Here is a 23,060-nt window from a genome sequence, read left to right as displayed (position 1 = left end):
CAACTCCCTGTTATTGCGATAATAAAATACTACTATAGACAATCGAAACTAAAAAACAAATAAAAACCCTAACTTCTCACCTGTTCTCTCCTCTATGAGATAACATGGTGAGAAATTACAAAAGAATTATCTATATACAGGAACATATCCTTTTAGCTGTTGGGCAAATTGCCTCAAGACTTCAAGGCCAGATTCTTCTGCTTGCCTGCACCATTGCTGTAACGCTTCGATTAACTCTTTCTGGGTAGAGGCTGTTTTTAACCAAATATTTTGTAGCGATTGCTTGTAAGCATAAACAATACGTAATTGCTCACGGGCTTCCAACAGATGAGATAAACGCATTTTAGCTCTCGTATTCAACAAACAATTCTCACGTCTCAATAAACTTCCAGCACGCGCAAAAAGCTTCTTTTCTTCCTTATTCTCAATATGGTTATACTTTTCTTGCTTGAGTATGGGTCTAATCACACTTTTATAATAGTTCGACATAACCTGAAAACGATTCCCAATAACTGCTTTCACTGTATCCAAATCTACTTGCAGCTTTCCTTTTTCCATCGCCAGTTTTGGCGGTAATTTTTTTACCTTGGCAAGGCCTAAAAAGGAAAGAATTCGAATGTACATCCAACCTATATCAAACTCCCACCATTTAATTGAAAACTTAGCTGAAGAAGCAAAAGTATGATGATTGTTATGTAATTCTTCACCACCTATCCAAAAACCCCAGGGGAAAATATTTCTTGCAGCATCTGGACATTCAAAATTTCTATATCCCCAATGGTGGCCAATTCCATTAACCACGCCGGCAGCATGAAATGGTATCCACATCATTTGAATTGCCCAAATGGTTATTCCAGGAACACCAAATAAGAATAAATTAATGAACAACATCAACAATATCCCCTTGGAAGAATGGGGCGAATAAATTTTTCGCTCAAGCCAATCTTTAGGGGTGCCATGAGAGTATTTGGCAACCATTTCTTTATCTTTACGAGCTGCTTTGTAGAGCTCAGCTCCTTCCCAAAATACTTTTTTAATTCCAAAAACTACAGGGCTGTGCGGATCACCCTCAACATCTGCTGATGCGTGATGTTTCCGATGAATAGCCACCCAATCTGCAGTAACCATCCCAGTAGTTAACCACAGCCAAAAACGGAAAAAATGACTAACAAGGGGATGCAGAGTCAGCGCTCGGTGAGTTTGATGGCGATGAAGATACAGTGTTACTGATGCGATAGTAATCTGCGTCAAAATCAATGTTGCAACCACATATCCCCAAAAAGACAGGTTTAAATAACCAAAAACCATAATAGCTCCACTTCAAATGCAAAAATGCAAATTAAGAAAAAACTCATCCTTTAGTTAGGTACTCAATGTAAGAATTCAAAAAATCCTTATATCATACTAAGGATAACACAATTTTACTCTTTACGTTGCAACATTTCATTATGTAGCCGATAATTAATAAATAATAAGATAGGAAATTATGTTATGAACGAAAAATCTCCTCTGGGAAAAATTTTTGAAAATTTGGTGCCATTCTTGGTAGCAGGAGTTGCTATTGCACTATTTTTTGGTCTGTTATTTATGTTTTCGTATGTTTTGATTTGGGGCCTCCTCATCGGGGGAGTCCTTTGGTTGATCACGGCAATAAAACAATATTTGTTCCCCGACAAGTCGAATAAAACTGAAGTGACTCATAAAAATCAGGGTAGAATCATTGAACATGACGATAAAAAATAATGCCTGAATTACCCGAAGTTGAAACGACAAAGGAAGGAATTAAATCCCATCTGGAAGGGCAGACAATTAAAGAAATTATTGTACGCAATTCTAAACTCCGTATCCCAGTCCCCGACAACTTGCATCAATTGTGTGCCGGCAAAAAAATACTCGCTGTTTCTCGTAGGGCAAAATACATTCTAATCCAGCTCTCAAAAGGATATCTTTTAATCCATCTGGGGATGTCAGGCCATCTACGTATCATCGCGGATAAAAGCACGCCAGCAAAACATGATCACATCCTTTTGACGCTGGCAAACGAGCTCGTGCTCCGATTCTATGATCCCAGGCGTTTTGGTTTATTTCTGTACATCAATGAAAACCCCTATCAACATCAACTACTTTGTCATTTGGGTCCTGAACCACTTTGCGAAGAATTTAATGGTCACTACCTATATCAAAAGGTTCAAAATAAGAATAAACCGATAAAATCATTAATTATGGATCATGAAATTGTGGTGGGGGTAGGAAATATTTATGCTGCAGAAAGCCTTTTTTTAGCAAATATTCATCCTAATACTCAGGGGAAAATGCTTTCAGAAGAAGTGTGCTTTACACTTACGAAACACATTAAAGAGGTACTCCACCAAGCTATATTATGTGGCGGGACCACCTTGCGTGATTTTTATGCTTTTGATGGCAAACCTGGCTATTTTAGCATTTCGCTTAAAGTATATGGCCGAAAAAATCAACCATGTATGCTTTGTCAACATCCTATTGAATCCCTTGTAATTTCTGGACGTAATTCCTTTTTTTGCCCCCAATGTCAAAATGAAATATCCAATTAAGTCTGTTCATTCTATAACTCAATTGCCCAATACTTGATTTTAAATTACCATATAATCGCCTAATTTTACTGGGATTTTTTATGTTACGTTTAAGATTAGCAAGACATTTCGCTGAATTATATCAAGAAAAAGGAACAGTACATCTTCCAGACTTTCTGATTTACGATTTTGATAAACATGAATATCAAATATTTTGGCGAGAAATTGCTTCATCTCCCAGGCAAAGACTCTACACGGATGGAATCGATGTTTTTCGGGTCAGTTGGTTCCGTACTCTTTTTGAATCATTTAAAGGCTGGTTAGGTTTTGAGAATCATTGCCATCCTAATCGCATTGAAATGACCTTAGGTAAAATTGCCTATGCCGGCTACCTTAAAGGTTTTAAATCTAAGGAATTGACTCAAAGCACAAATGGATTTCCAATCTCCCCGAATTTTATCTACTTGACTCATTTACCAAGAACAAACCAAACCTCTAATGAACTGCAGCGATTATTAGTCAATTATTTCATGACTCATTCACACGCCTTTCCCGAACTCAATGAATCCATTCCCAGAAACTACCCTTTTGGCCAAGCCTTTATACGAGAATCTCTGGCTTATTTGCTACCTTCCATTGATCCCCAAGACAGTGAAACAATTAACGCCGCGATTCAGCAAATTAATTATTACAACCAACCAGTCAGCAAAATACATTGTTTTAAATCCAGTCCTTTTGCCGAAGCTTATGCGCAATTTCTGGCCTCACAACAACGATTTTATGAAGCTTTGGAATGGTCTTTGGAAGTCAAAAAAAAGTTTAGAGAAAAATTTATTAATTTTTACTTGGATCAAGAAACTGATCCGCAAGCATTAACAAATGCGGTAGAACTCATTAATGCATTATTCTTATCAACGAATCAAGAAGATCAACAAAAAGCAGTTGATTACATCAAAAATTATTTGACCTATGAAGGGCAAACAGTTTACTTAACATTATATCCCGAATTACGTATCCAGGTAGCCAAAAGTTATTTAGAAGATGCTAAGAAAGAAAAAAGGAGATGGAGAATCACCCAACTCTTCATTGGTAATCAAACCATTGAATATTTAGCTCAGGCAGTCAGACTTGCACCCCAAATTTTGGATCAAGACAATTCCATGCACGACATCATGATGAGAGAAGAGTGGACTTTATATCAATTTGACCTCGCTATAGAGGGGCATCATTTTCAGGACGCTGATGTTTTATATACAAACAGTCCAAACCTCAACTTTAATAAGTATAAACTCGAACGTTTGCGCGAATATTATTGTACACAATTTGATACAAATACATCACAAATAAAAGAAGCATTGCTCTATAAAAAGACAAAAGCAGCAATGCAAATGGCTGAAGAACAAATAGAGCTGGCAAAAAAAATAGTGGGCATTCAGCCACACGACTCTCTAGTCAAAGAAGCCACTTTGAGTTATGCGGTTACGCTTTTGGCGATTGATGAATTAGAACATCCGGTGAAAGAATCCGATCGAACCCAATTAAGCAAAGCGCAACAGCGACTCAGCGAATACTTGTTTCTCAGTAACAATACGGCGCTAATGGAAGTCTATAATAAATTATTGTTACGAAAAATTGATTGCCTGATTGCACAACTTGGTGTGCCCATTGATTATAACGAAAGATTAAGCACGCGAGTTGATTTCATTAAAGTGCATATCAATGAAATTGAAGAATTAAAAAAAGAGCTTAAAACGTTTATTACCCTTAATGAGCCAAAATCAAAAGAAATGCGTCAAATACTCGCGAAAATTTATTACTTACTCGCCGATACACTTGTTTATTTTGAGGAGAAAAAACAGGAAGCCATTCCCTACTTTAAGAAAGCAAAGGAACTTATGCCTGAAAACCTTTATTATAATTTACGGTATTTGGAACTCATTGAAGATGAAAGAAGACATGGGGCACGAGAAAAAATAGGTGCTATTGGCCATTTGCATGGAACTCGATATCGCTATTACATGGACGAACGTTGGAGTGAGGATAAAATTATGTCGAATGGTTTTGATATTCATGCGGTCCTCCCAGATGACTCGTTCATCAGCACTCTAGGCAGAGCAGTAGGATTTTTTTAAATTGATTGAGGTTAGCTATGGCCAGGCCTATTGCCAATCCCAGAGCTATCTCTATTTATGCTAAAATTACGTAGTTTTGAAACGTAGGCTCGTAAAAACTATCTGGGCAAGCGAATCAACTTGCGCTATATTACCGCTAATTTACTTAGTCTTAACGCGAATGAGAACAAATCAATTAAGAACCGCATGGATTCTTTGTAATATCATGTTTTATACGGCAGTTACCAGTATGCGCTGTCTCTTTAAATATTTTTTTAGCACTATAAACCGTAAATGGACAGATAATGCGTTACACCACTGGATTGATCAGTTACTGAATGCCGTACAGGTAGAATATAAAGTGATAAATCCATTTAATGTCCAGCCGCAACCAGGAAAGGCTACGATTATTATGTGCAATCATTCAAGTGCCTATGATATTCCTCTTGCCTTTAAAGCATTTCCAAATCACTCCATTCGAATGCTGTCAAAAAAAGAGCTCGCAAAAATTCCTTTAATGGGTAAGGCAATGAAAGCAGCGGAGTTTCCTTTTATTGACCGAAAAAATAAATATCAAGCCATTAAAGACTTGGCGTATGCCCAGCAATTAATGGAAAGCGGGATTGTTATGTGGATTGCTCCCGAAGGAACTCGCTCCAAAGATGGAAAACTTGGTTCGTTTAAAAAGGGAGGATTTATTACTGCAATTCAATCCAAAGCAACAATTATTCCTATAGGAATACGTGGCGCCAATAATATTTTACCTGCACGAACTTTTAATTTTCATCTAAAACAAAAAGCTGAAATACATATAGGTAAACCTATTGATGCAGCACAATTTACAATTGAAAATAAAGAAGAACTCATTCAGCAAACGTTTAAAGTAATCAAAGAGCTGGTTGGCGAGGATCCATCTAAATAATATTGTAGCCTGGGTACAGCGCAGCGAAACCCGGGTTTCCTGGCGCTACCTACGCCCTGCCCCCACAACGTGTTCACGGGATTATCTGTGGGGTTCTAGCGCAGATCTTCTGGATCCCGCGGACACACCGCGGCACGTCGAAGTAGAAACGAAAAATACGATGAGAAAGCGCATACGGCAGTATGTGAGCATCGGAACGCAGGAAATCAGGACAGTTTAGCCAAGATAGTAGAAATGGAACAGACCCTAGAATTTTACTCCGTATCCGCTTGGGGTGTTTACTATAGACGCTGCCAATCCTATGAATCTCGGATCAGAAGCAGCAGTTAATACATTTGTTTGCTTATCCCAGGTAATCGCTTGCATATCACCATAATACTGCCCTAATTGCATTAGGTGATACCCCATAGCTTTTAATTCTTCTTGAATTGGCGCAGAGAAAGTATCCGGTTCAAACTGTAACACATCCGGTAAATACTGATGATGAAAGCGCATCGCCGAAACCATACTAATTGCACCGTAAGCATCATGAAACACTAATGATGCAATTAATACCATAGTAGGGATACGACTACCTCCGGGAGTTCCCAAAATGGCAACACGTCCTGGTAATTCAAGAAAAGTAGGTGCCATGCTGGATAATGGTCTTTTTCCAGGTGCGATCTCATTTTTATCTGCGCCAACAATACCAAAAACATTTTCTTCACCGACTTTACTGGAAAAATCATCCATTTCATCATTTAACAAAACGCCAGTTCCTCCAGCTACAACACTGGAGCCAAAGATGTAATTTATGGTCATGGTCGCGGAAACACGATTACCCTCAGTATCAATAATAGAGATATGAGTCGTATTCGTAGAATTGTTTTTCTCCTCTTGAGAATTTTTCGCCTGCCCCTGCAAAACAGTACTAGCAATCGCTTTTTGCGGGGGAATTAATGTACTGAGCTGTTTTCCATTTTCTGCGGAAATTAACTTCTCAACGGGGATAGTAACAAAATCAGGATCACCCAAAAACTGTTCGCGTTGCCAATACGCAAGCCGCATGGACTCTACGAGGTAATGTATCCATTGCACTTTTGAGAATGAAGATAAAGGATAATGAGACAATATATTCAACATGGTCAATAAGGCAATACCTCCTGCTGAAGGCGGAGGTGCGGTAATAATTAACATATTATGGTATGCACCAATCAACGGCTCTCTGATCTTGATACGATATTTTGCTAAATCCTCAAGTGTCCATATGCCTCCCGCAGCATTAACTCCCTTAACTAAACGTTCTGCCACTTCTCCAGCATAAAACCCTTGCTCTCCTTTTTCGGCAATGTACTTCAAAGTATTCGCCAAATCAGTTTGAATTAAACGCTCCCCAATGCGATAAGGAGAACCATTATTTAGGAAAATTTTGGCCGTAGAAGGGTATTTTCTGATTTGCTCCAATCGATCCGGGCTCTTTAAAAAAGAGCTTAATTGCTTATCAACCAAAAAGCCTTCTTGTGCTAACTTGATTGCAGGAGCCAGTGTTTTTGCCAAAGGTAATCGCCCATAATTTTTGGCAATGTATACCAATGCTGCAGGTTCCCCAGGAATCGCTGCAGCTAAACCTCCATTTAAGGATAACCCTGGTATCACACTGCCGTCAGGTGCCAAATACATGTCTTTTTTCGCCGCCAAAGGGGCTATTTCCCTTCCATCAATAAAGACATTTCTATGCTGATTTTCTTGATGCAGCAGCCAAAATCCACCGCCACCCAACCCAGAATGATATGGTTCAACTACAGCTAATACTGCAGACACAGCAACTGCTGCATCAAAAGCATTTCCACCACTGGCTAAAATTTCAAGTCCGGCATTAGTTGCCAATGGATTTGCGCTGGCTACAGCATAGCCAGGAGGAAGAATATTTTGTTGGTCGGCAAAAGTATTTGTAGGAAGATAAAACAAAAAATGGATACATAGTGTAATCAGACAAAAAGTCTTAAATAATTTTTGACGTTCCATGTTCACCCTGTCTCTTTTGGAGCTCTCTTACGACACAAGAAGGCACGAATTGAGAAACATCTCCATTTAAAAGCGCAATTTCACGCACTAAAGTAGAAGAAATGTACATAAAATTTTCTGATGGAGTTAAGAATATCGTTTCTATTTGCTTGGATAATTTCCTATTCATTCCAGCCAGCTGAAATTCATATTCAAAATCAGAAACCGCGCGTAAACCACGTAAAATAATTCCAGCATTTTGTTCCAATACAAAATCAATTAACAGATTATCAAATCCAAGTACGCTAACTCCTGGTAAATCTGCGACCGCTTCTTCTACAAGTTGAATTCTCGTCTCCAACGGTAAAAAAGGACGCTTTGCTTTATTGCTTGCCACCGCAACAAGAATGTCAGGAAAAATCTTAGCCGCACGGGTAATAATATCAACATGTCCATTAGTTACAGGATCAAAAGTGCCAGGATAAATTGCTTTTAATTTCATATCGATTAAGACTGATTGCATATGCGAACAGTCTAGCGTATTGTTAAGTGAAAAACTACATAAATGGACTTGAGGTGATAAATGAATAACATGCAACGATTAGTAATAATTTCTTTTTGTTTCTTAACAGCCTGCGCCCCTCCGCGACCAGCAGGGGAAGTACCTCTAAACAAAAATATCCCTATAGAACAAAACAAAGCAATGTCCGAGGCACAAAATAAAGTGATGTCCGTAGAACAACGCAAAGCAAAAACAGCAATGGTTTCCTCTTTTGAAATTCGTGGGTCCATGGCGGCAAAAAATAAGAATAAAGGGTGGTCAGCAGCCATGAACTGGAAACAAAGCGGTCCTGGCACCTACCAACTTCGGCTAATGGGTCCTTTAGGCGCAGGTACAGTTCTCATTGACAAAAAAGGCAACACCATTACTTTCCAAGATGGGCCTAAAAGAATCACATCTCATAGCCCTGATCAACTATTAGCAGAGCAAACCGGAATTAGACTTCCTGTAAATAACCTTTACTATTGGGTGAGAGGGCTTCCCGCTCCAGGCCCTGTTCAAGCGGAGCAACGCGATGAATACAATCACCTAGTACAATTGAAGCAAAGCGGCTATACCATTAATTTCGCTAAATATGCTTCGGTCAGAGGAATTGATCTGCCAAGTATGATTCGTCTCGAAGGAAACGGAGTGATGGTTAAAGTGGCAATTCAAAATTGGACTATTTAAGGCCGACTTGCTCACTTGGATTTTGGTAAAACGAAATTCGGAAATTTCTCTGAATTTCGTTTTTACTAATCTGTTTTCAATGCTAGTATGACATTCCAACTATAATGTCAACTATTCCCCTTAGTTAAAAAATAAAAAAAATTATTGCTTTCAAAGTTGACATGTTCCTAAAACCCCTGCAAAATACGCAACACATTTGCAGGGATGAACGCAATTTTTTAATAATGGATGATTGTAAGAATCTGCAAATTTTAGGGGTGTCGCCAAGCGGTAAGGCACAGGGTTTTGATCCCTGCATACCTAGGTTCGAATCCTAGCACCCCTGCCACTTTCTTGTTGATTCAAGTAAACAGACAGCAGAAGATAACCTGGAAGGATGCGTTCTTGTAATGCTCAAATAATAATAATATCTTTTTGGCTGTCTTCTGCTATGTGTTTAAGTTTAAATGATTAACCTAGATCTAAAGGCTTTTTACACATGTCCACAATGATGATTTTTGCCGGAAATGCAAATCCGGAATTAGCGCAACAAATTTCTTCTCATTTGAAAATACCTATTGGCCAGGCAACTGTTGGTACTTTTAGCGATGGGGAGACAATGATTGAGATTCTTGAGAATGTCCGTGGTAGAGACGTTTTTATAATCCAATCAACCTGTGCTCCATCAAATAATAATCTAATGGAACTCCTGACAATGGCTGATGCACTCAGAAGATCTTCTGCTTCTCGTATCACAGCCGTAGTTCCTTATTTTGGTTATGCCCGCCAGGATCGTCGAGTCCGCTCAGCGCGCGTTCCTATTACAGCAAAAGTTGTTGCTGACATGATGGCATCTGTAGGTATTTGTAGAGTGCTTACTGTAGACCTGCACGCAGATCAGATCCAGGGCTTTTTCTATATGCCGGTGGATAACGTTTATGCAACCCCGATACTTCTCGAAGATATAACAAAGCAAAATCTAAAAAATATAATGGTAGTCTCTCCTGATGTAGGTGGTGTGGTTAGAGCTCGTGCAGTTGCGAAACTTCTTGACCACGCTGAATTGTGTATTATAGATAAACGCCGAAGTGGCCCTAATAAATCTGAAGTAATGCATATTATTGGTGAGCCAAAGAATAAAAATTGCATTATTGTTGATGATATTGTTGATACTGCTGGAACCCTTTGTTCTGCTGCCCATGAGCTTAAGAAAAACGGAGCGCACAGTGTTAGAGCTTATATAACTCACCCTGTCTTATCTGGCCCTGCAGTCAATAATATTAAAAATTCAGGGCTTGATGAAATTGTGGTAACTGACACGATTCCTCTATCTGCTGAAGCACGTCAATGTGAGAAAATTCGTGTTGTAAGTTTATCTGATATGCTGGCGCAAGCCATCAAACGAGTTAATATAGAAGAATCTGTAAGCTCGATGTTTGCTGAATAAACTACAAACTTGTAGTTTGTTTGGCTCTTTTTGTTGCGCACTTCGCAAGCACAGAGCCAGTCCTACAGCGAACGTAGCCTGTTTGTTTACAAAGAGGCTTTTTTTCCATTCGAGGATTCATCCTTCTCATCCAGTAATTTGGATGTCTTAACCATCCAATTAAAAATATCTCCAATCCTGGCCGCAAGCAACCAGGAGTACACTTCTTGCTAATTAAAATAACATTGTAAGAATTTAGCGAGTAACACAACTGTCTTGAAAATGAAACTCAAGACAGTTGCTACGCGCTAGTCAGGAACTATGTTGAATCTTGGTGGAAAGTCAGATTTGAGTTTAAGATGAACCAAATATGGCCTTTCTTTCATAATGCGCCATGAACTATTACAAAATTTAAAGTAAAAAAAAAGGAGCTTATCAGCTCCCTCTTTTTCAATTTAAATTTCAGTTAGTCGCGAGTACCAACATATTTATCATCGAAATATCGACGTAATTTAGTTCTCAAAGTTCCACGACTAATCCCCAGCATAATCGCTGCGCGTGACTGGTTGTACTTGCAATGCTCCATCACTGCACGAAACAATGGTGTTTCAATCTCTTCAAGCACAAACTGGTATAAGTCAACAGGATCAGTTCCCTTAAGCTCTGAAAAATATTTTTGCACTGAAAGAGTTACGCTTTCGGCCAGAGAAGCGGTGTTATCCACTACTTCGTTACTGATTGTTGTCATTATTATTAGCTCCTCCTTTTAAAAACAGTATATTACCGAAACACGCCCGTTGAAACAAGGGTAGAAACAGAAAAAACTGCATTAATAATCAATATATAATGCTCAATATCAGCTCAATAAGTTCTTATAAGGAGTAGGTTGATTTTTGTCATCTACTCCTTACAAAATTACTCCAATTGCATCTTAAAATTTCATCATTGAAGGATCATAAGGTTTATCATTAATGGTAAATTTACCTTGATCTAAACTTACCTCAATTACAAAATCCTTACCTTGAGCTGTAATTAAACCATTTTGTTGTAATGCATTTATTTGTTTATTGGTTTGCATTTCCGCTAATTGCTCAGGAGTTAGGGCTGGAGCAGCGGGCTGATTTGTCTGGCTTCCATCTTGGGTCGCTTTCAATTGTTGCGCTAAAGTTTGTTGCAAATCAGGCTTTTTCGCAATTTGCTGAAGTACTGATTGTTTCATCACAGCTTTTACTGCCTCTGCGGGTACTTGCAGCTTCGCTTTGCCTTGAATCTTTTGCATCATTTCAAATGGATTGGCATTTTCACCTTTAGGCAATGTTACAAACATATTTCCTTCAATCTGTCCTTGTGGAATTGTGAAGCTAAGTTTGGAGATTTCAAATTCCGCACCCTTGTTAAATAATTTAGGTACTTCAGGAAGAAGGGCTAGCATTGCTTGTTGGCGTTGCATCTCGTTGCCATTTTGCATTGCAGTGGTTTGCTGATTGATTTTAGCCAATACATCTGCATCAATATTTCTTAAAGCAACTTGTAATTCTCCTGGACCATAATTCTGACCATTTGCTAATACTGATTTTAAAGTCAGATTAAAATTGGTATTAAAAAGATGTTGCTCAATATCACTATCAGATCTAATTGCAAGATCATTAATTGAAAACATTTTTTGATCTTTAACAAAAATATCAAAAGAAGGTAGAGAGAAGTTTGCATCACCTAAATACAATCCAGCAGGTGTTTCATGCAAATCATAATCACTGGATACTTTGCTTAAAGTAATTTTGGTATCGTCTTTCGTAGCATTTAGACCATCCAGGACAACTTTACCTGCAACTTTACCCATTCCAGAAGACATCGTTGTGCTTGAATCCATTCCTAGCCATTCAAGATTACCAGAACCATCTTTGGCAATTAATTTAAAATTGGGAACTTTGAAGTTCACCGTGCTTTCGTTAAGATAATTAACGAAAATGCTTAAATCCAACTGTGGTTTAACTGACTCTTTGGTAAATTGTGTATCAAATTGCTGCTTATATTGTTCTGGAAATGGAAAAACTGCTTCAGCATAACCCAGTCCAAAACGCAATTTGTTATTAGCATAAATAATAGGCCCATGATGGATTGTTAGTGGCATCACCATGTTATAGTCTTGAGCAGGAAGAGTTTGAGGTTGTCCTTTGTCATCTTTTACTATGCGTTCTGGAATATGTAACTGCCATTTAATTTGGGCTTCGGAGTTAAATAATCCTCTATTGTATCGCTCGATTTCAGCATAGAGCCCATTAGATTGGTCAATTACTTCTATATTTTTTCTAATCGTTCTTTCAGTAAGAAAGCCCATGCCATAATACCCGCCTAGAATTAGAACGGCCAGGATAATTATTAATCCTGTAAATTTTTTCATTCTCTTCTCCATGTTATTAATTCGCATGCAGCAAAACTGCAGCTGAAAGTATAACAGTAAATAACATCGGAGTGCGATACACGCTGGTAAAAAAACAGTTGTAACTATTTTTTTATATCAATAAAAAAATTCCACAGATACTTAGGAATGATTCACTGGCTTGCAATAGGTTTCTTTAACAGTAAAAGCTAATACCAGTGCAATTATGGAGCAAAGAGGCAACAACTTTAAACCCGCTTGGAAATCAGAGAGTAATAAAGATTCAACGTTATAAGCACGCGCACCAGATACCATATCAACCAACCGTCCCACTAAAGGCTGTAAGAGAGCGCCCACAAAAATTGATATCATATTGGTAAAAGCTATTGAAGTACCTACTACATTTCTATCATGGATCTCCGTTGAAACAGCATAGGCAATAGCAACACCTGTATTCGTTAAACCGAAAAGAAAGAACAGTAAATAAGCCGAGTTTTGACTTAAAGAACTGCTATACACAAATAGCGATGTAAAAAGCACGCCAAAAGCTGCTGAAAGAATCATTAAAGGTTTACGTCGTCCCATTCTGTCTGAAATCCATCCTGATAAGGGACCGCTAATACCCCAACCGATAAAAATTAATCCTGTGGCAAAAGCAGCGGCATGCGCACCCAATCCTCTGCCAAATTGCAGGTATGCAGGTCCAATTGCTTCACCAATAACTGCTGTTGGTCCAAATAAAAATCCAGCATACAATGCATTAAGCCAAGTTTGTCTGCACGATAAGATAATTTTTAAACTCTGAAGAATACTGATCTGATTAATAGATCGTACCTCACTGCGGTGTTCTCCTGGTTTATCTTGCACAAATTGATATAACAACGCTGCAAGCGCGATAAAGAGAAAAGCAATAATCAACATACTGTGGCGCCAGCCCACATTAGTGACTAAAAATGAAACTGGAGCTTCCCCAGCAGCAGCTCCTAGCATTCCTAAAGCTTGGGTTAAACCAGCAAGTAATCCTAACATTGTCGGAGGGAACCAGGATGTAGCTAATCGAAGAGAACAAATAAACGCAAAGGCTGCACTAAAACCGATGAGCATCCTTCCTATTGAAGCCATAAGTAAACTATCTGCAAGGCCAAAAACACAACAACCAAAAGCCGTTACGAGCGACATTACCGTGAGCAGCCAACGTATACTTAAGCGGTCTACAGTCAGTCCTACAGGAATTTGCATCAGGATGTATGGAACATAGAATGAGGCAGTTAAAATACCAAAACCTGCTTCATTAATTCCGAAATCAATTTGTAAATATCGATGCATTACTCCGGGTGCAACACGAGCCATATAATCAGAAAAATAGAACGCGGCAGCCAACCCCCATACTAACCAAGCAAATCCTAAATAATTTTTACGATTATAAATTTCTACTCTAGACTCATGTACCTTATTCATAGACTCTCTGCGTTAATAACACCCTAATTGGCTCTGTTCAATTGAATGGTTATCTGGCCATTACACATCAAAAAAACAACCCAGGATAGAGATTGTCAACATTTCATATAGTAACACCCCAACATGATGAAATAAAAACAACCCCTAAAATATTTATCTAAAAAGTGAGCAATAAATCTGCAAAACCAATACAACATTATACTAGGGTTGTCATTTATTTCAACACATAGTTTGATTTCATTTTCATAGGTACAGAAAATGGTTATAATTTACAGTGCTGTATCGCTTTTTCTATAGTTATCGTTAAATTTGTATTATCTTTCACTCAACATTATTAGGATAATTACAATTTGATTAAAATCAAAACTAAGGCTTAAAATGAATGCTCTAAACCTTGCAATAAAAGATGCTCTTGATGCAAATGGAAATGCCAAAGAAGCCAATAAAGCTTATCTTGAGTTTATTAAAGCCAACTTTATCATTCCAGTAGAACAAAACTCTGAAGATGGCCAACCTAAGGTATTGTTTTTTCAAGAACAGGAACATACCTTTCTTCCCGTGTTCACCGAGATGCATTATCTTGATGCCTGGGCTGGTGATATAGCGAATAAAATTAAACTCCTGAAATTATCTGGTGTCGATTTACTCAAAGGGCTTGGTGAAAATGTGACCGTATGTCTTAACATAGGCAGCGAAATTTATAAAGAATTTAATCCTTCAGAAACAGCAAGAATGCGATCCATGGTATTAAAACTTTTTAAGAATTAGCACATATCATTAAATTCCCCTCTCCCGCATGGGAGGAGGAAAAATGAGGATTAAGCAGTACAACACGTGGTGATGTAAAAAATCTCTTGAAGAATTTTTGCATACAAAATTTATGCTACCAATTCAAATAATTGATATCCCACTAATGCTGAAGCTGCTATTGCTCCGCTAATTTCAATTACCAGAGATAAAAAACCGTGCTTATGGCAATACTCTTGATCATTTGCAGCACTTTCTTCGCTAGGGAGTTCCGCTTCTTCTAGAGCATTCGATTCAAATAAAGGCTCCTCCCCTCCAATTGCGTCCCACCAACCTTCTAACCAGTGTTCTGCTTGTTGGGTTCCTTTACGAAATGGATTATCCGTTTCAGCTACGTCCGCAAGTGCGCATTCATAACCAAATGCATAACTGTCTTCGTAACTTGGATGTTCAATGTTAAAACGTAATTTAATATGTGGTAGTAAGGCTGTTATGTCGTTCATGATTATACCCTCTATTTATTTATACAGTATTTTTTATCAATACTGTTAATCATTTCTACACTTAAAATAATTTTACGACTTTCTGTTAACGCTTATTTACCAAATAAAAACATTTACTAATTCTTGACAAATTTTTCTTTACTCTGAAAAAATAACTTCAAAATCATTTCGATAATATCTGTATTATTTATTAGAGCAATTTTCAGGCCAAGTTTTTTTTGCCTTTTAAAAAAACAGAAAAAATAGAGTAAGAACAAAAAGGGGGATAAAACATATAATTGTGGCAGAATTTAACTTTTTGCCGGCAAATTTTGCCGGTCGTATATAGCGTTACCTACTAACCAAGCTTTAGACAAGGCGCAAGTGAATGAGGCGAAGGAGTATATATAATAATACATGACTGAAGCCGGGGGGAGCTTGCAACGCAGTATAAAGTTTAGTGGGGGGAGGCTATATCACTATTGCTAAGGGGCCAAACGATGATACTTCCATTGCCCATCTTTTAAATAATAATGAATTCTATCGTGCAAGCGGTTATCACGTCCTTGCCAAAACTCGATCTCCTCAGGAATAACCATGTACCCCCCCCAATAGTTAGGGCGTACTACAGGCTCTTGCCCGTGTTTTTGAATTAAATCATTTAAAGCACGCTCTAATGATTCTCTTCCCCCAATTTCCTGGCTTTGTGGCGAGACAATAGCACTGAATTGGCTTTTGATCGGTCTTGTTGAAAAATAAAGATCGGATTGTTCCTTATTAATCTGTTCGATTTGGCCGCGGATACGTACCTGTCTTGCCATTTGTGGCCAATAAAAATTAAGTGCTCCATAAGGGTTATTTTCAATTTGCTTTGCTTTTGTACTTTGATAATTGGTATAGAAAATAAATTGCCCCTTATCTAAACCTTTTAACAAAACTACTCTAGAGTCTGGATGGCCACTCTCGTCTACTGTCGAAAGAACCATAGCGGTGGGATCATTTTTTTCATTTTTTAAAACATCCTCAAACCAAAGCTTAAATTGGGCAATTGGATCTTCAGGAAGTGATTGCTCACTTAAATTCAGATCTCCGTATTCTCGTCTTATATCAGCAATACTTCGAAAATTTGTCATGAAATGCCATAAAAAGAAATTGGGCATCAACACAGCATAACCCAAAGTTATATTGATCGTGATTTGCTATTCCTGGGTTATGGCTTTGCCTTAACCCAGGTTGCATCTCAATTAACGGTGCTCATCTAGGCAGCATCGTCCTTTTTGTACCTTTGAGAGAACTGTTACGCCGCGAATGCTCATTTACTTTTTGTACACTCTGCTTCTCAGCGCCACCACTCTCTCAAATCTGCTAAAAATACGGAGCTGCATAAGATAAGTTACCAGCCGGTTACTTCAGCAATTGCATCGCCCAAATCAGCTGGCGAACGTACTGTTTTTACTCCAGCCGCTTCTAAAGCTGCATATTTTTCAGCTGCTGTTCCTTTACCACCGGAAATAATCGCGCCGGCATGTCCCATACGTTTTCCAGCAGGTGCAGTAACACCCGCAATATAAGAAACGACAGGCTTGTTTACATGTGATTTAATGTATTCGGCAGCTTCTTCCTCTGCAGATCCGCCAATTTCACCGACCATGATAATAGCTTGCGTTTGAGCATCTTGTTCAAATAAAGCCAAAGCATCAATAAAACTGGTTCCAGGAATTGGATCGCCTCCAATACCAATACAGGTGCTTTGACCAAAGCCTTTATCTGTAGTTTGTTTTACCGCCTCATACGTTAGAGTACCAGAGCGTGAAACAATACCTACTTTCCCAGGTAAATGAATTGATCCTGGCATAATTCCAATTTTGCATTCACCTGGGGTAATTATTCCAGGACAATTGGGTCCAATTAAACGGGCTTGGGTATTGTTTTCCAAATAGACTTTTACTTGCAGCATATCTAATACAGGAACACCTTCCGTAATGCAAACAATTAATTGAATGCCGGCATCTGCAGCTTCTAAAATAGAATCCTTACAAAATGGTGCTGGAACATAAATCACGCTGGCTTCGGCTTGAGTTTCTTCAACAGCTTCACGCATCGTATTAAATACTGGCAAGCCTAAATGCTTTTGCCCGCCTTTGCCAGGGGTCACACCACCCACCATACGTGTGCCATAAGCAATCGCTTGTTCTGAATGATAAGTTCCTTGCTTTCCAGTAAATCCCTGACACAGTACTTTAGTATGTTTATTAACTAATACACTCATTGTTAACCTCGAAATTTAGTAATTAGGCAACAGCTGCCACAATTTTCTTCGCAGCATCAGTTAAACTGGTTGCAGCAATCACATTCAAATCACTTTTATTTAAAATATCAGCACCTAGTTGTGCATTATTGCCTTCAAGACGCACTACTACAGGGATTTTCACATCGACTTCTTTCACTGCAGCAAGAATACCATCGGCAATGAGATCACAACGAACAATACCGCCAAAGATATTTACCAAAATGCCTTTGACTTTTTCATCAGAGACAATAATTTTTAGTGCCTCACTCACTCGTTCTTTAGTAGCGCCACCACCCACATCAAGGAAGTTGGCCGGCTCACCGCCATGAAGCTTAATCACGTCCATAGTCGCCATAGCCAAACCAGCACCATTCACCATACAACCGATAGTGCCATCGAGTGGAATATAATTTAACTCCCAGTCGCTGGCACGATTTTCACGTTCATCTTCCTGGGTGGTATCACGCATACTTTTTAATTTGGGTTGACGATATAAGGCGTTGCCGTCAATGTTAATTTTGCCATCCAAACAAATTAACTGCCCCTGCTTTGTTACAACTAATGGATTGATTTCTAATAAACTTAAATCACAATCAACAAACATCTTGCCCAAGCCCATCATCAAATGGGTAAAGTGTTTAATTTGTTCTTCCTTTAACCCCAATTTAAATCCTACATCACGGCATTGGAACGGCATAACACCGACAAGTGGATCGACGATGATCTTGAAAATTTTTTCAGGCGTCTCTTCAGCCACTTTTTCTATTTCAACACCACCCTCGGTAGAAGCCATGAATACAACACGACGAGTAGCACGATCAACAACGGCCCCAAGATATAATTCTCGGCCAATATCACATGTTTCCTCAATGAGCACGCAATTAACGGGTTGCCCATGGGCGTCTGTTTGATAGGTTACCAAACGGGTACCTAGTAATGATTTGACCGCTGTAGCCAACTCGTCTTTATTTGAGACTAATTTCACGCCACCGGCTTTCCCGCGGCCGCCAGCGTGAACTTGGGCTTTAACAACCCAACGAGCAGTAGACAACTGTGAAGCCACTTGGATTGCATCATCAACATTATAAGCTACGTCACCGTTTGGAACGGGTAAATTGTAGCTCGCAAATAATTGTTTGGCCTGGTATTCATGTAAATTCATTGCAATTACCTTTCTAAAAGAAGCAAAATCCGTCAATACTCATAAGTGCCTATTAGTGCATAGCATCCCAAGCGAGGACAAAGGCAAGCTTAGGGATTTACGATGAGTGCATTTATGCGTTAAATGCGGATCTCGCTGTTACATTTCATTAAACATTAAGTAAAAGGCGAGCAGGATCTTCCAATAATTCTTTAACGCTCACCAGAAACTGTACTGAATCTTTACCATCAATCAATCGATGATCATAAGATAACGCTACATACATCATAGGACGAATCACAATTTGTCCTTTTTCCACTACAGGTCTATCTTCAATTTTATGCATTCCCAGGATACCTGTTTGTGGAGGGTTAATAATTGGGGTAGCCAATAACGAACCAAACACTCCACCGTTTGTAATGGTAAAGGTACCGCCTTGCATGTCTTCCATCGCTAATTTACCGTCTCTAGCTTTTTTTGCAGCATCATTAATTGCCATCTCAATGTCTGCCATACTCATCTGATCGGCATCGCGAATCACAGGTACAACGAGTCCTCTCTCTGTAGATACGGCAATACCAATATCATAAAAACCATGATAAACCACATCTTGACCATCTATGGAAGCATTCACTGCAGGAAAACGTTTTAATGACTCGACAACTGCCTTAGTAAAAAAAGACATAAACCCAAGCTTGACTCCATGCTTTTTCTCAAAATTGTCTTTATATTGAGCGCGCATATCCATCACTGCTTTCAAATTGACTTCATTGAATGTGGTCAACATCGCAGCGTTATGCTGGGCTGCCAATAAACGCTCCGCAATTTTAGCTCGTAAACGGGTCATCGGAACGCGTCGCTCTTCACGCAATCCCATGGGCGTCTTAGGTGCCTCTTCTTTTTTATTTTCTGCAGATTTAGAAGTTTTCTCTCTATTGGATTCTATGTATGCGAGAACGTCATCTTTAGTAATACGCCCATCCTTACCACTGCCTTGAATTTGCCCTGGCTGAAGATCATGTTCTGCCAACATGCGACGTACTACAGGACTGGTTGATTTATCTTCCTTAGCACTTACTTTATCACTTTCAGCTTCTTCACTTGCTTTCGTCGTTTCAGTTTTCTTTTCTTCTTTCTTTTCTTCTTTGGCTTCAGAGTCAGAGCCTTCTTTTATTTTTGCTAGTAATTGGCCGGACTGTACTGTATCACCTTCTTGAAACTTAATTTCAGCCAATATTCCATCAGCTGGAGCAGGTACTTCTAATACGACTTTATCAGTTTCTAGATCCAGTAAATTTTCATCACGGGTAACTTTATCACCTACTTTTTTATGCCATGCAGCTACAGTTGCATCAGCAACTGATTCAGGCAAAACAGGTACTTTGACTTCAATAGACATAATTATACCTTCTTATTTTATTAAATTTGTTAACACATTGTACTCTGGGAAAAAATAAAACTGCACCAGACTACGATAAACTCAAACTCAGTCCAATAAAGCTTGCTCTACCAAAGCTTGCTGTTGCTCTGCATGCAATGCTGGGCTTCCTACAGCAGGTGCGGCAGCAAATTCTCTTCCGGCATAATGCAGGGATTGCTCAGGGCGCAAACAATCTTTTATATTATGTTGGGAGGAGAACCATACTCCCTGATTTTGCGGCTCTTCCTGACACCAAACAATTTGCTTAGCCTGAGTATATTTATTTAGCTCTGTTGTAAGTGCTTTTTTAGGAAACGGATATAATTGCTCGATTCGCACTAACGCAATATGGTTTAACTCTTTATCGCGACGCATTTGCAGTAAGTCATAATAAACCTTTCCACAGCACAATACTACTTTTGTAATTTTTTTCGCATCAAGCTTGTCAATTTCCGGAATAACATTATGGAATTTACCTTTAAATAAATCCTCTAAAGGAGAAACCGCTAATTTATGACGTAAAAGACTCTTAGGTGTCATGACAATTAAGGGCTTCCGGAAATTACGAATAACTTGCCTTCTTAATAAATGGAATATTTGTGCCGGAGTAGTTGGTGTACAAACTTGCATATTATGCTGAGCACAAAGCTGCATGTAACGTTCCAAACGAGCTGATGAATGTTCCGGTCCTTGTCCTTCATATCCATGGGGTAACAACATGACTAAACCACATAAACGGCCCCATTTTTGCTCACCAGAACTGATGAATTGATCAATAACTACTTGGGCACCATTGGCAAAATCACCAAACTGAGCTTCCCATAATACTAAAAAATTGGGGGCAGAGGCAGCAAATCCATATTCAAAAGCCAATACTGCTTCTTCAGAAAGCACTGAATCGATTACAGAAAAAGGTCGGTTCAGCTCATTCTTTATTTGCTCAAGTGGAACAAACGTTTCGCCAGTTTCAGCATCATGTAATGCCGCATGCCTATGAGCAAAAGTTCCTCGTCCAGAGTCCTGACCTGATAAACGCACGCCATAACCTTCCTGAACCAAACTGGCATATGCCATAGTTTCAGCATATCCCCAGTTCATCGGTAGCTCGCCCGCGGTCATTTTGTCTCGTTCATTTAATAACCGTTGGACTACAGGGTGTAACGTAAAACCTTTAGGTAATGTATGCAATTGCTTCGCTAATTTTTGTAAGTTCTCCTTGGTGATCGTAGTATCTACTTTATCTGTCCATTTTGCATTCACATAAGGAGTCCAATCAATCGCATATTTACCTTCATAATCACCGTGAACCAAATCCACGACAGCCTTACCTTTATCCAAGGTATCACGATAAGCATCTACTAATTTTTCAGCATCTTTACTGGTCAACAAACCTTCTTGAATTAGACGCTCAGCATAAATTTCACGTAAGGGACGCATGGATTTAATTTTTCGATACATAGAAGGTTGAGTTACTGCCGGCTCGTCTGCCTCATTATGTCCATGTCGACGGTAACATACGAGATCAACCACTACATCTCGTTTGAATTTCATTCTGAAATCAAATGCAAGCTTAGTCGCAAATACGACTGCTTCTGCATCATCGCCATTCACATGAATAACAGGCGCCTGCACCATTTTGGCAACGTCAGTACAATATAAAGTAGAACGTGCATCCAAGGGATTGCTGGTGGTAAAACCTATTTGATTGTTAACAACAATGTGAACTGTACCCCCTGTAGAATAACCGCGGGCCTGAGAAAAATTAAACGTTTCCATCACGACGCCTTGGCCGGCAAACGCAGCATCTCCATGAATAACGACAGGGACAACTTTCTCCTTTTTCTGTAAATCGTCACGACGACCTAACCGAGAGCGAACAGAGCCTTCTACTACTGGTCCAATAATTTCCAAGTGTGACGGATTAAAAGCTAAAGCCAGATGCACTACTGAGCCTGAATGTGTTTTTATATCTGAAGAAAAACCTAAATGATACTTCACATCACCAGTACGTTCGTATTTTATTTTTCCTTCAAATTCCTGGAAAAGCTGGTTAGGCTCTTTGCCTAAAACATTGACCAATACATTGAGACGGCCTCGATGTGCCATACCAATAACTACTTCTTTAACGTCATCTCTTCCAGCACATTCAATAATTTCTTTCATCATAGGAATGAGGGAGTCGCCCCCTTCAAGGGAGAAGCGTTTTTGTCCCACGTAGCGGGTGCCTAAATAACGCTCTAAACCATCCGCAGCAATTAAGTCTTTTAAAATTTGCAGCTTCTTTTCTTTATCTAAGTTAAGACGACCGCGTACAGACTCCATTCGTTCTTGCAGCCATTCTATTTCTTCAGTATTAGAAATATGCATGTACTCAATACCAATACTGCCACAATATGTTTCACGTAGTGCTTGGTATATCTCATCCAGAGTCATTTCTGGACCATTAAACGTGGTGCCTGCAAAAAATTTTCGGTTTCTATCTACATCAGATAAATGGTGATACTCCAATTCCAATGCAGGCACTGGAGGGCGTTCTGTCATTTCCAGAGGATCGAGTTTAGCAGCATGATGCCCCAATGCACGATATGCATTAATTAAATCTGCAATCCGAAATTGTTGGCTATCTGAAGCTTGCACTACAGGTACTGCTTTTTTATCTGCATTCTGCAAAAAATAATCACGGATCTCTCGATGTGAGAATTCCTTTTCGGCACTATTAACCTTGGGCAAAGCACTGAATACTGCTCGCCAATCGGATGAAACCGAACTAGGGTCAGCAAGATAATCTTCATAAAGACTATCAACATACGCCATACTTCCGCCAGATAAATAGGAAGAAGCCCATTCTTTTTGCAGATCGGAACTGCTCATTTTCTCTCTCTCCAAAAGGGTATTGATATCTACCGCCATTAAAATTGGCTATTCCACTCATCCACGTGGA

19 protein-coding genes and 1 tRNA gene are annotated in these 23,060 nt (G+C 39.1%); 8 read left to right on the top strand and 12 right to left on the bottom strand.

Annotated features, from left to right (window positions below; translation table 11 throughout):
* Positions 1-126: 126 nt before the first annotated feature.
* Entirely contained in the window at positions 127-1,308 is a 1,182-nt protein-coding gene (locus tag DY223_RS01855; RefSeq protein ID WP_058458050.1) for a DesA family fatty acid desaturase, read from the bottom strand.
* 183 nt (positions 1,309-1,491) lie between these two features.
* Between DY223_RS01855 and DY223_RS01850 the strand changes: the two genes are divergently transcribed.
* The 4 genes from DY223_RS01850 (at position 1,492) to DY223_RS01835 (ending at position 5,582) form a co-directional block, all read left to right on the top strand.
* A complete protein-coding gene (locus tag DY223_RS01850; RefSeq protein WP_058458049.1) occupies positions 1,492-1,743 on the top strand; it encodes a hypothetical protein in 252 nt (83 codons plus the stop codon).
* Complete coding sequence (gene mutM / locus DY223_RS01845; RefSeq protein ID WP_058458048.1) at positions 1,743-2,570, top strand: bifunctional DNA-formamidopyrimidine glycosylase/DNA-(apurinic or apyrimidinic site) lyase; 828 nt, start codon at positions 1,743-1,745, stop codon at positions 2,568-2,570. The genes DY223_RS01850 and mutM overlap by 1 nt, the downstream gene beginning before the upstream one ends.
* Positions 2,571-2,650: 80 nt before the next feature.
* Positions 2,651-4,681, top strand: coding sequence for a hypothetical protein (locus DY223_RS01840; RefSeq protein WP_058458047.1), 2,031 nt, complete (start codon positions 2,651-2,653; stop codon positions 4,679-4,681).
* Positions 4,682-4,841: 160 nt separating this feature from the next.
* Positions 4,842-5,582 (top strand): lysophospholipid acyltransferase family protein, encoded by a 741-nt coding sequence (locus tag DY223_RS01835; RefSeq protein ID WP_058458046.1) that lies wholly within the window; start codon positions 4,842-4,844, stop codon positions 5,580-5,582.
* A 246-nt stretch (positions 5,583-5,828) separates the two neighbouring features.
* Here DY223_RS01835 and ggt read toward each other — a convergent pair whose 3' ends face one another.
* Both ggt and coaD read right to left on the bottom strand, forming a co-directional pair.
* The gene (ggt, locus tag DY223_RS01830; protein ID WP_058458045.1) at positions 5,829-7,586 is read right to left on the bottom strand and encodes a gamma-glutamyltransferase; all 1,758 of its coding nucleotides are present in this window, start codon (positions 7,584-7,586) and stop codon (positions 5,829-5,831) included.
* Positions 7,564-8,088: a pantetheine-phosphate adenylyltransferase gene (gene coaD, locus DY223_RS01825; RefSeq protein WP_058458044.1), complete on the bottom strand. Its 525-nt coding sequence runs from the start codon at positions 8,086-8,088 to the stop codon at positions 7,564-7,566. The genes ggt and coaD overlap by 23 nt, the downstream gene beginning before the upstream one ends.
* Before the next feature lie 60 nt (positions 8,089-8,148).
* On the opposite strand from coaD, the gene lolB reads away from it, so the two are divergent.
* From lolB to DY223_RS01805, 3 genes are all read left to right on the top strand, one after another.
* Complete coding sequence (gene lolB, locus DY223_RS01820) at positions 8,149-8,796, top strand: lipoprotein insertase outer membrane protein LolB (protein ID WP_058458043.1); 648 nt, start codon at positions 8,149-8,151, stop codon at positions 8,794-8,796.
* Positions 8,797-9,049: 253 nt separating this feature from the next.
* Positions 9,050-9,124: transfer RNA gene (locus tag DY223_RS01815), tRNA-Gln, on the top strand.
* A gap of 150 nt (positions 9,125-9,274) precedes the next feature.
* Positions 9,275-10,222, top strand: coding sequence for a ribose-phosphate pyrophosphokinase (locus DY223_RS01805; RefSeq protein WP_058458042.1), 948 nt, complete (start codon positions 9,275-9,277; stop codon positions 10,220-10,222).
* A 445-nt stretch (positions 10,223-10,667) separates the two neighbouring features.
* On the opposite strand, the gene DY223_RS01800 is transcribed toward DY223_RS01805, so the two are convergent.
* The 3 genes from DY223_RS01800 to DY223_RS01790 all read right to left on the bottom strand — a co-directional run bounded on the left by DY223_RS01800 (position 10,668) and on the right by DY223_RS01790 (position 14,039).
* Entirely contained in the window at positions 10,668-10,949 is a 282-nt protein-coding gene (locus DY223_RS01800; protein WP_003633193.1) for a helix-turn-helix domain-containing protein, read from the bottom strand.
* Between the two features lie 183 nt (positions 10,950-11,132).
* On the bottom strand, positions 11,133-12,602 hold the full coding sequence (locus tag DY223_RS01795; protein ID WP_058458041.1) for a YdgA family protein: 1,470 nt from the start codon (positions 12,600-12,602) through the stop codon (positions 11,133-11,135).
* Positions 12,603-12,743: 141 nt separating this feature from the next.
* Positions 12,744-14,039, bottom strand: a complete 1,296-nt coding sequence (locus tag DY223_RS01790) for an MFS transporter (RefSeq protein ID WP_058458040.1) — start codon at positions 14,037-14,039, stop codon at positions 12,744-12,746.
* A gap of 378 nt (positions 14,040-14,417) precedes the next feature.
* On the opposite strand from DY223_RS01790, the gene DY223_RS01785 reads away from it, so the two are divergent.
* Positions 14,418-14,807 (top strand): SseB family protein, encoded by a 390-nt coding sequence (locus tag DY223_RS01785; protein WP_058458039.1) that lies wholly within the window; start codon positions 14,418-14,420, stop codon positions 14,805-14,807.
* 110 nt (positions 14,808-14,917) lie between these two features.
* On the opposite strand, the gene DY223_RS01780 is transcribed toward DY223_RS01785, so the two are convergent.
* The 6 genes from DY223_RS01780 to DY223_RS01755 all read right to left on the bottom strand — a co-directional run bounded on the left by DY223_RS01780 (position 14,918) and on the right by DY223_RS01755 (position 22,990).
* Entirely contained in the window at positions 14,918-15,289 is a 372-nt protein-coding gene (locus tag DY223_RS01780) for a hypothetical protein (RefSeq protein ID WP_058458038.1), read from the bottom strand.
* A gap of 464 nt (positions 15,290-15,753) precedes the next feature.
* Positions 15,754-16,401, bottom strand: a complete 648-nt coding sequence (gene pdxH / locus DY223_RS01775) for a pyridoxamine 5'-phosphate oxidase (protein WP_058458037.1) — start codon at positions 16,399-16,401, stop codon at positions 15,754-15,756.
* 260 nt (positions 16,402-16,661) lie between these two features.
* Positions 16,662-17,537 (bottom strand): succinate--CoA ligase subunit alpha, encoded by an 876-nt coding sequence (gene sucD / locus DY223_RS01770; RefSeq protein ID WP_058458036.1) that lies wholly within the window; start codon positions 17,535-17,537, stop codon positions 16,662-16,664.
* A 22-nt stretch (positions 17,538-17,559) separates the two neighbouring features.
* On the bottom strand, positions 17,560-18,720 hold the full coding sequence (sucC, locus tag DY223_RS01765; RefSeq protein ID WP_058458035.1) for an ADP-forming succinate--CoA ligase subunit beta: 1,161 nt from the start codon (positions 18,718-18,720) through the stop codon (positions 17,560-17,562).
* Positions 18,721-18,868: 148 nt separating this feature from the next.
* Positions 18,869-20,098, bottom strand: a complete 1,230-nt coding sequence (odhB, locus tag DY223_RS01760) for a 2-oxoglutarate dehydrogenase complex dihydrolipoyllysine-residue succinyltransferase (RefSeq protein ID WP_058458034.1) — start codon at positions 20,096-20,098, stop codon at positions 18,869-18,871.
* 87 nt (positions 20,099-20,185) lie between these two features.
* Positions 20,186-22,990, bottom strand: coding sequence for a 2-oxoglutarate dehydrogenase E1 component (locus DY223_RS01755; protein ID WP_058458033.1), 2,805 nt, complete (start codon positions 22,988-22,990; stop codon positions 20,186-20,188).
* Positions 22,991-23,060 lie beyond the last annotated feature (70 nt).

The organism is Legionella bozemanae (assembly GCF_900450575.1).
Classification (GTDB): domain Bacteria; phylum Pseudomonadota; class Gammaproteobacteria; order Legionellales; family Legionellaceae; genus Legionella; species Legionella bozemanae.
Note: the sequence above shows the minus strand (reverse complement) of the source record. Positions and strands in the feature narration are given on the sequence as shown.

Coding starts and splice junctions, on each gene's coding strand:
- DY223_RS01855 (WP_058458050.1), bottom strand. CDS start 1,308: ATGGTTTTTGGTTATTTAAACCTGTCTTTTTGGGGATATGTGGTTGCA.
- DY223_RS01850 (WP_058458049.1), top strand. CDS start 1,492: ATGAACGAAAAATCTCCTCTGGGAAAAATTTTTGAAAATTTGGTGCCA.
- mutM (WP_058458048.1), top strand. CDS start 1,743: ATGCCTGAATTACCCGAAGTTGAAACGACAAAGGAAGGAATTAAATCC.
- DY223_RS01840 (WP_058458047.1), top strand. CDS start 2,651: ATGTTACGTTTAAGATTAGCAAGACATTTCGCTGAATTATATCAAGAA.
- DY223_RS01835 (WP_058458046.1), top strand. CDS start 4,842: ATGAGAACAAATCAATTAAGAACCGCATGGATTCTTTGTAATATCATG.
- ggt (WP_058458045.1), bottom strand. CDS start 7,586: ATGGAACGTCAAAAATTATTTAAGACTTTTTGTCTGATTACACTATGT.
- coaD (WP_058458044.1), bottom strand. CDS start 8,088: ATGCAATCAGTCTTAATCGATATGAAATTAAAAGCAATTTATCCTGGC.
- lolB (WP_058458043.1), top strand. CDS start 8,149: ATGAATAACATGCAACGATTAGTAATAATTTCTTTTTGTTTCTTAACA.
- DY223_RS01805 (WP_058458042.1), top strand. CDS start 9,275: ATGTCCACAATGATGATTTTTGCCGGAAATGCAAATCCGGAATTAGCG.
- DY223_RS01800 (WP_003633193.1), bottom strand. CDS start 10,949: ATGACAACAATCAGTAACGAAGTAGTGGATAACACCGCTTCTCTGGCC.
- DY223_RS01795 (WP_058458041.1), bottom strand. CDS start 12,602: ATGAAAAAATTTACAGGATTAATAATTATCCTGGCCGTTCTAATTCTA.
- DY223_RS01790 (WP_058458040.1), bottom strand. CDS start 14,039: ATGAATAAGGTACATGAGTCTAGAGTAGAAATTTATAATCGTAAAAAT.
- DY223_RS01785 (WP_058458039.1), top strand. CDS start 14,418: ATGAATGCTCTAAACCTTGCAATAAAAGATGCTCTTGATGCAAATGGA.
- DY223_RS01780 (WP_058458038.1), bottom strand. CDS start 15,289: ATGAACGACATAACAGCCTTACTACCACATATTAAATTACGTTTTAAC.
- pdxH (WP_058458037.1), bottom strand. CDS start 16,401: ATGACAAATTTTCGAAGTATTGCTGATATAAGACGAGAATACGGAGAT.
- sucD (WP_058458036.1), bottom strand. CDS start 17,537: ATGAGTGTATTAGTTAATAAACATACTAAAGTACTGTGTCAGGGATTT.
- sucC (WP_058458035.1), bottom strand. CDS start 18,720: ATGAATTTACATGAATACCAGGCCAAACAATTATTTGCGAGCTACAAT.
- odhB (WP_058458034.1), bottom strand. CDS start 20,098: ATGTCTATTGAAGTCAAAGTACCTGTTTTGCCTGAATCAGTTGCTGAT.
- DY223_RS01755 (WP_058458033.1), bottom strand. CDS start 22,990: ATGAGCAGTTCCGATCTGCAAAAAGAATGGGCTTCTTCCTATTTATCT.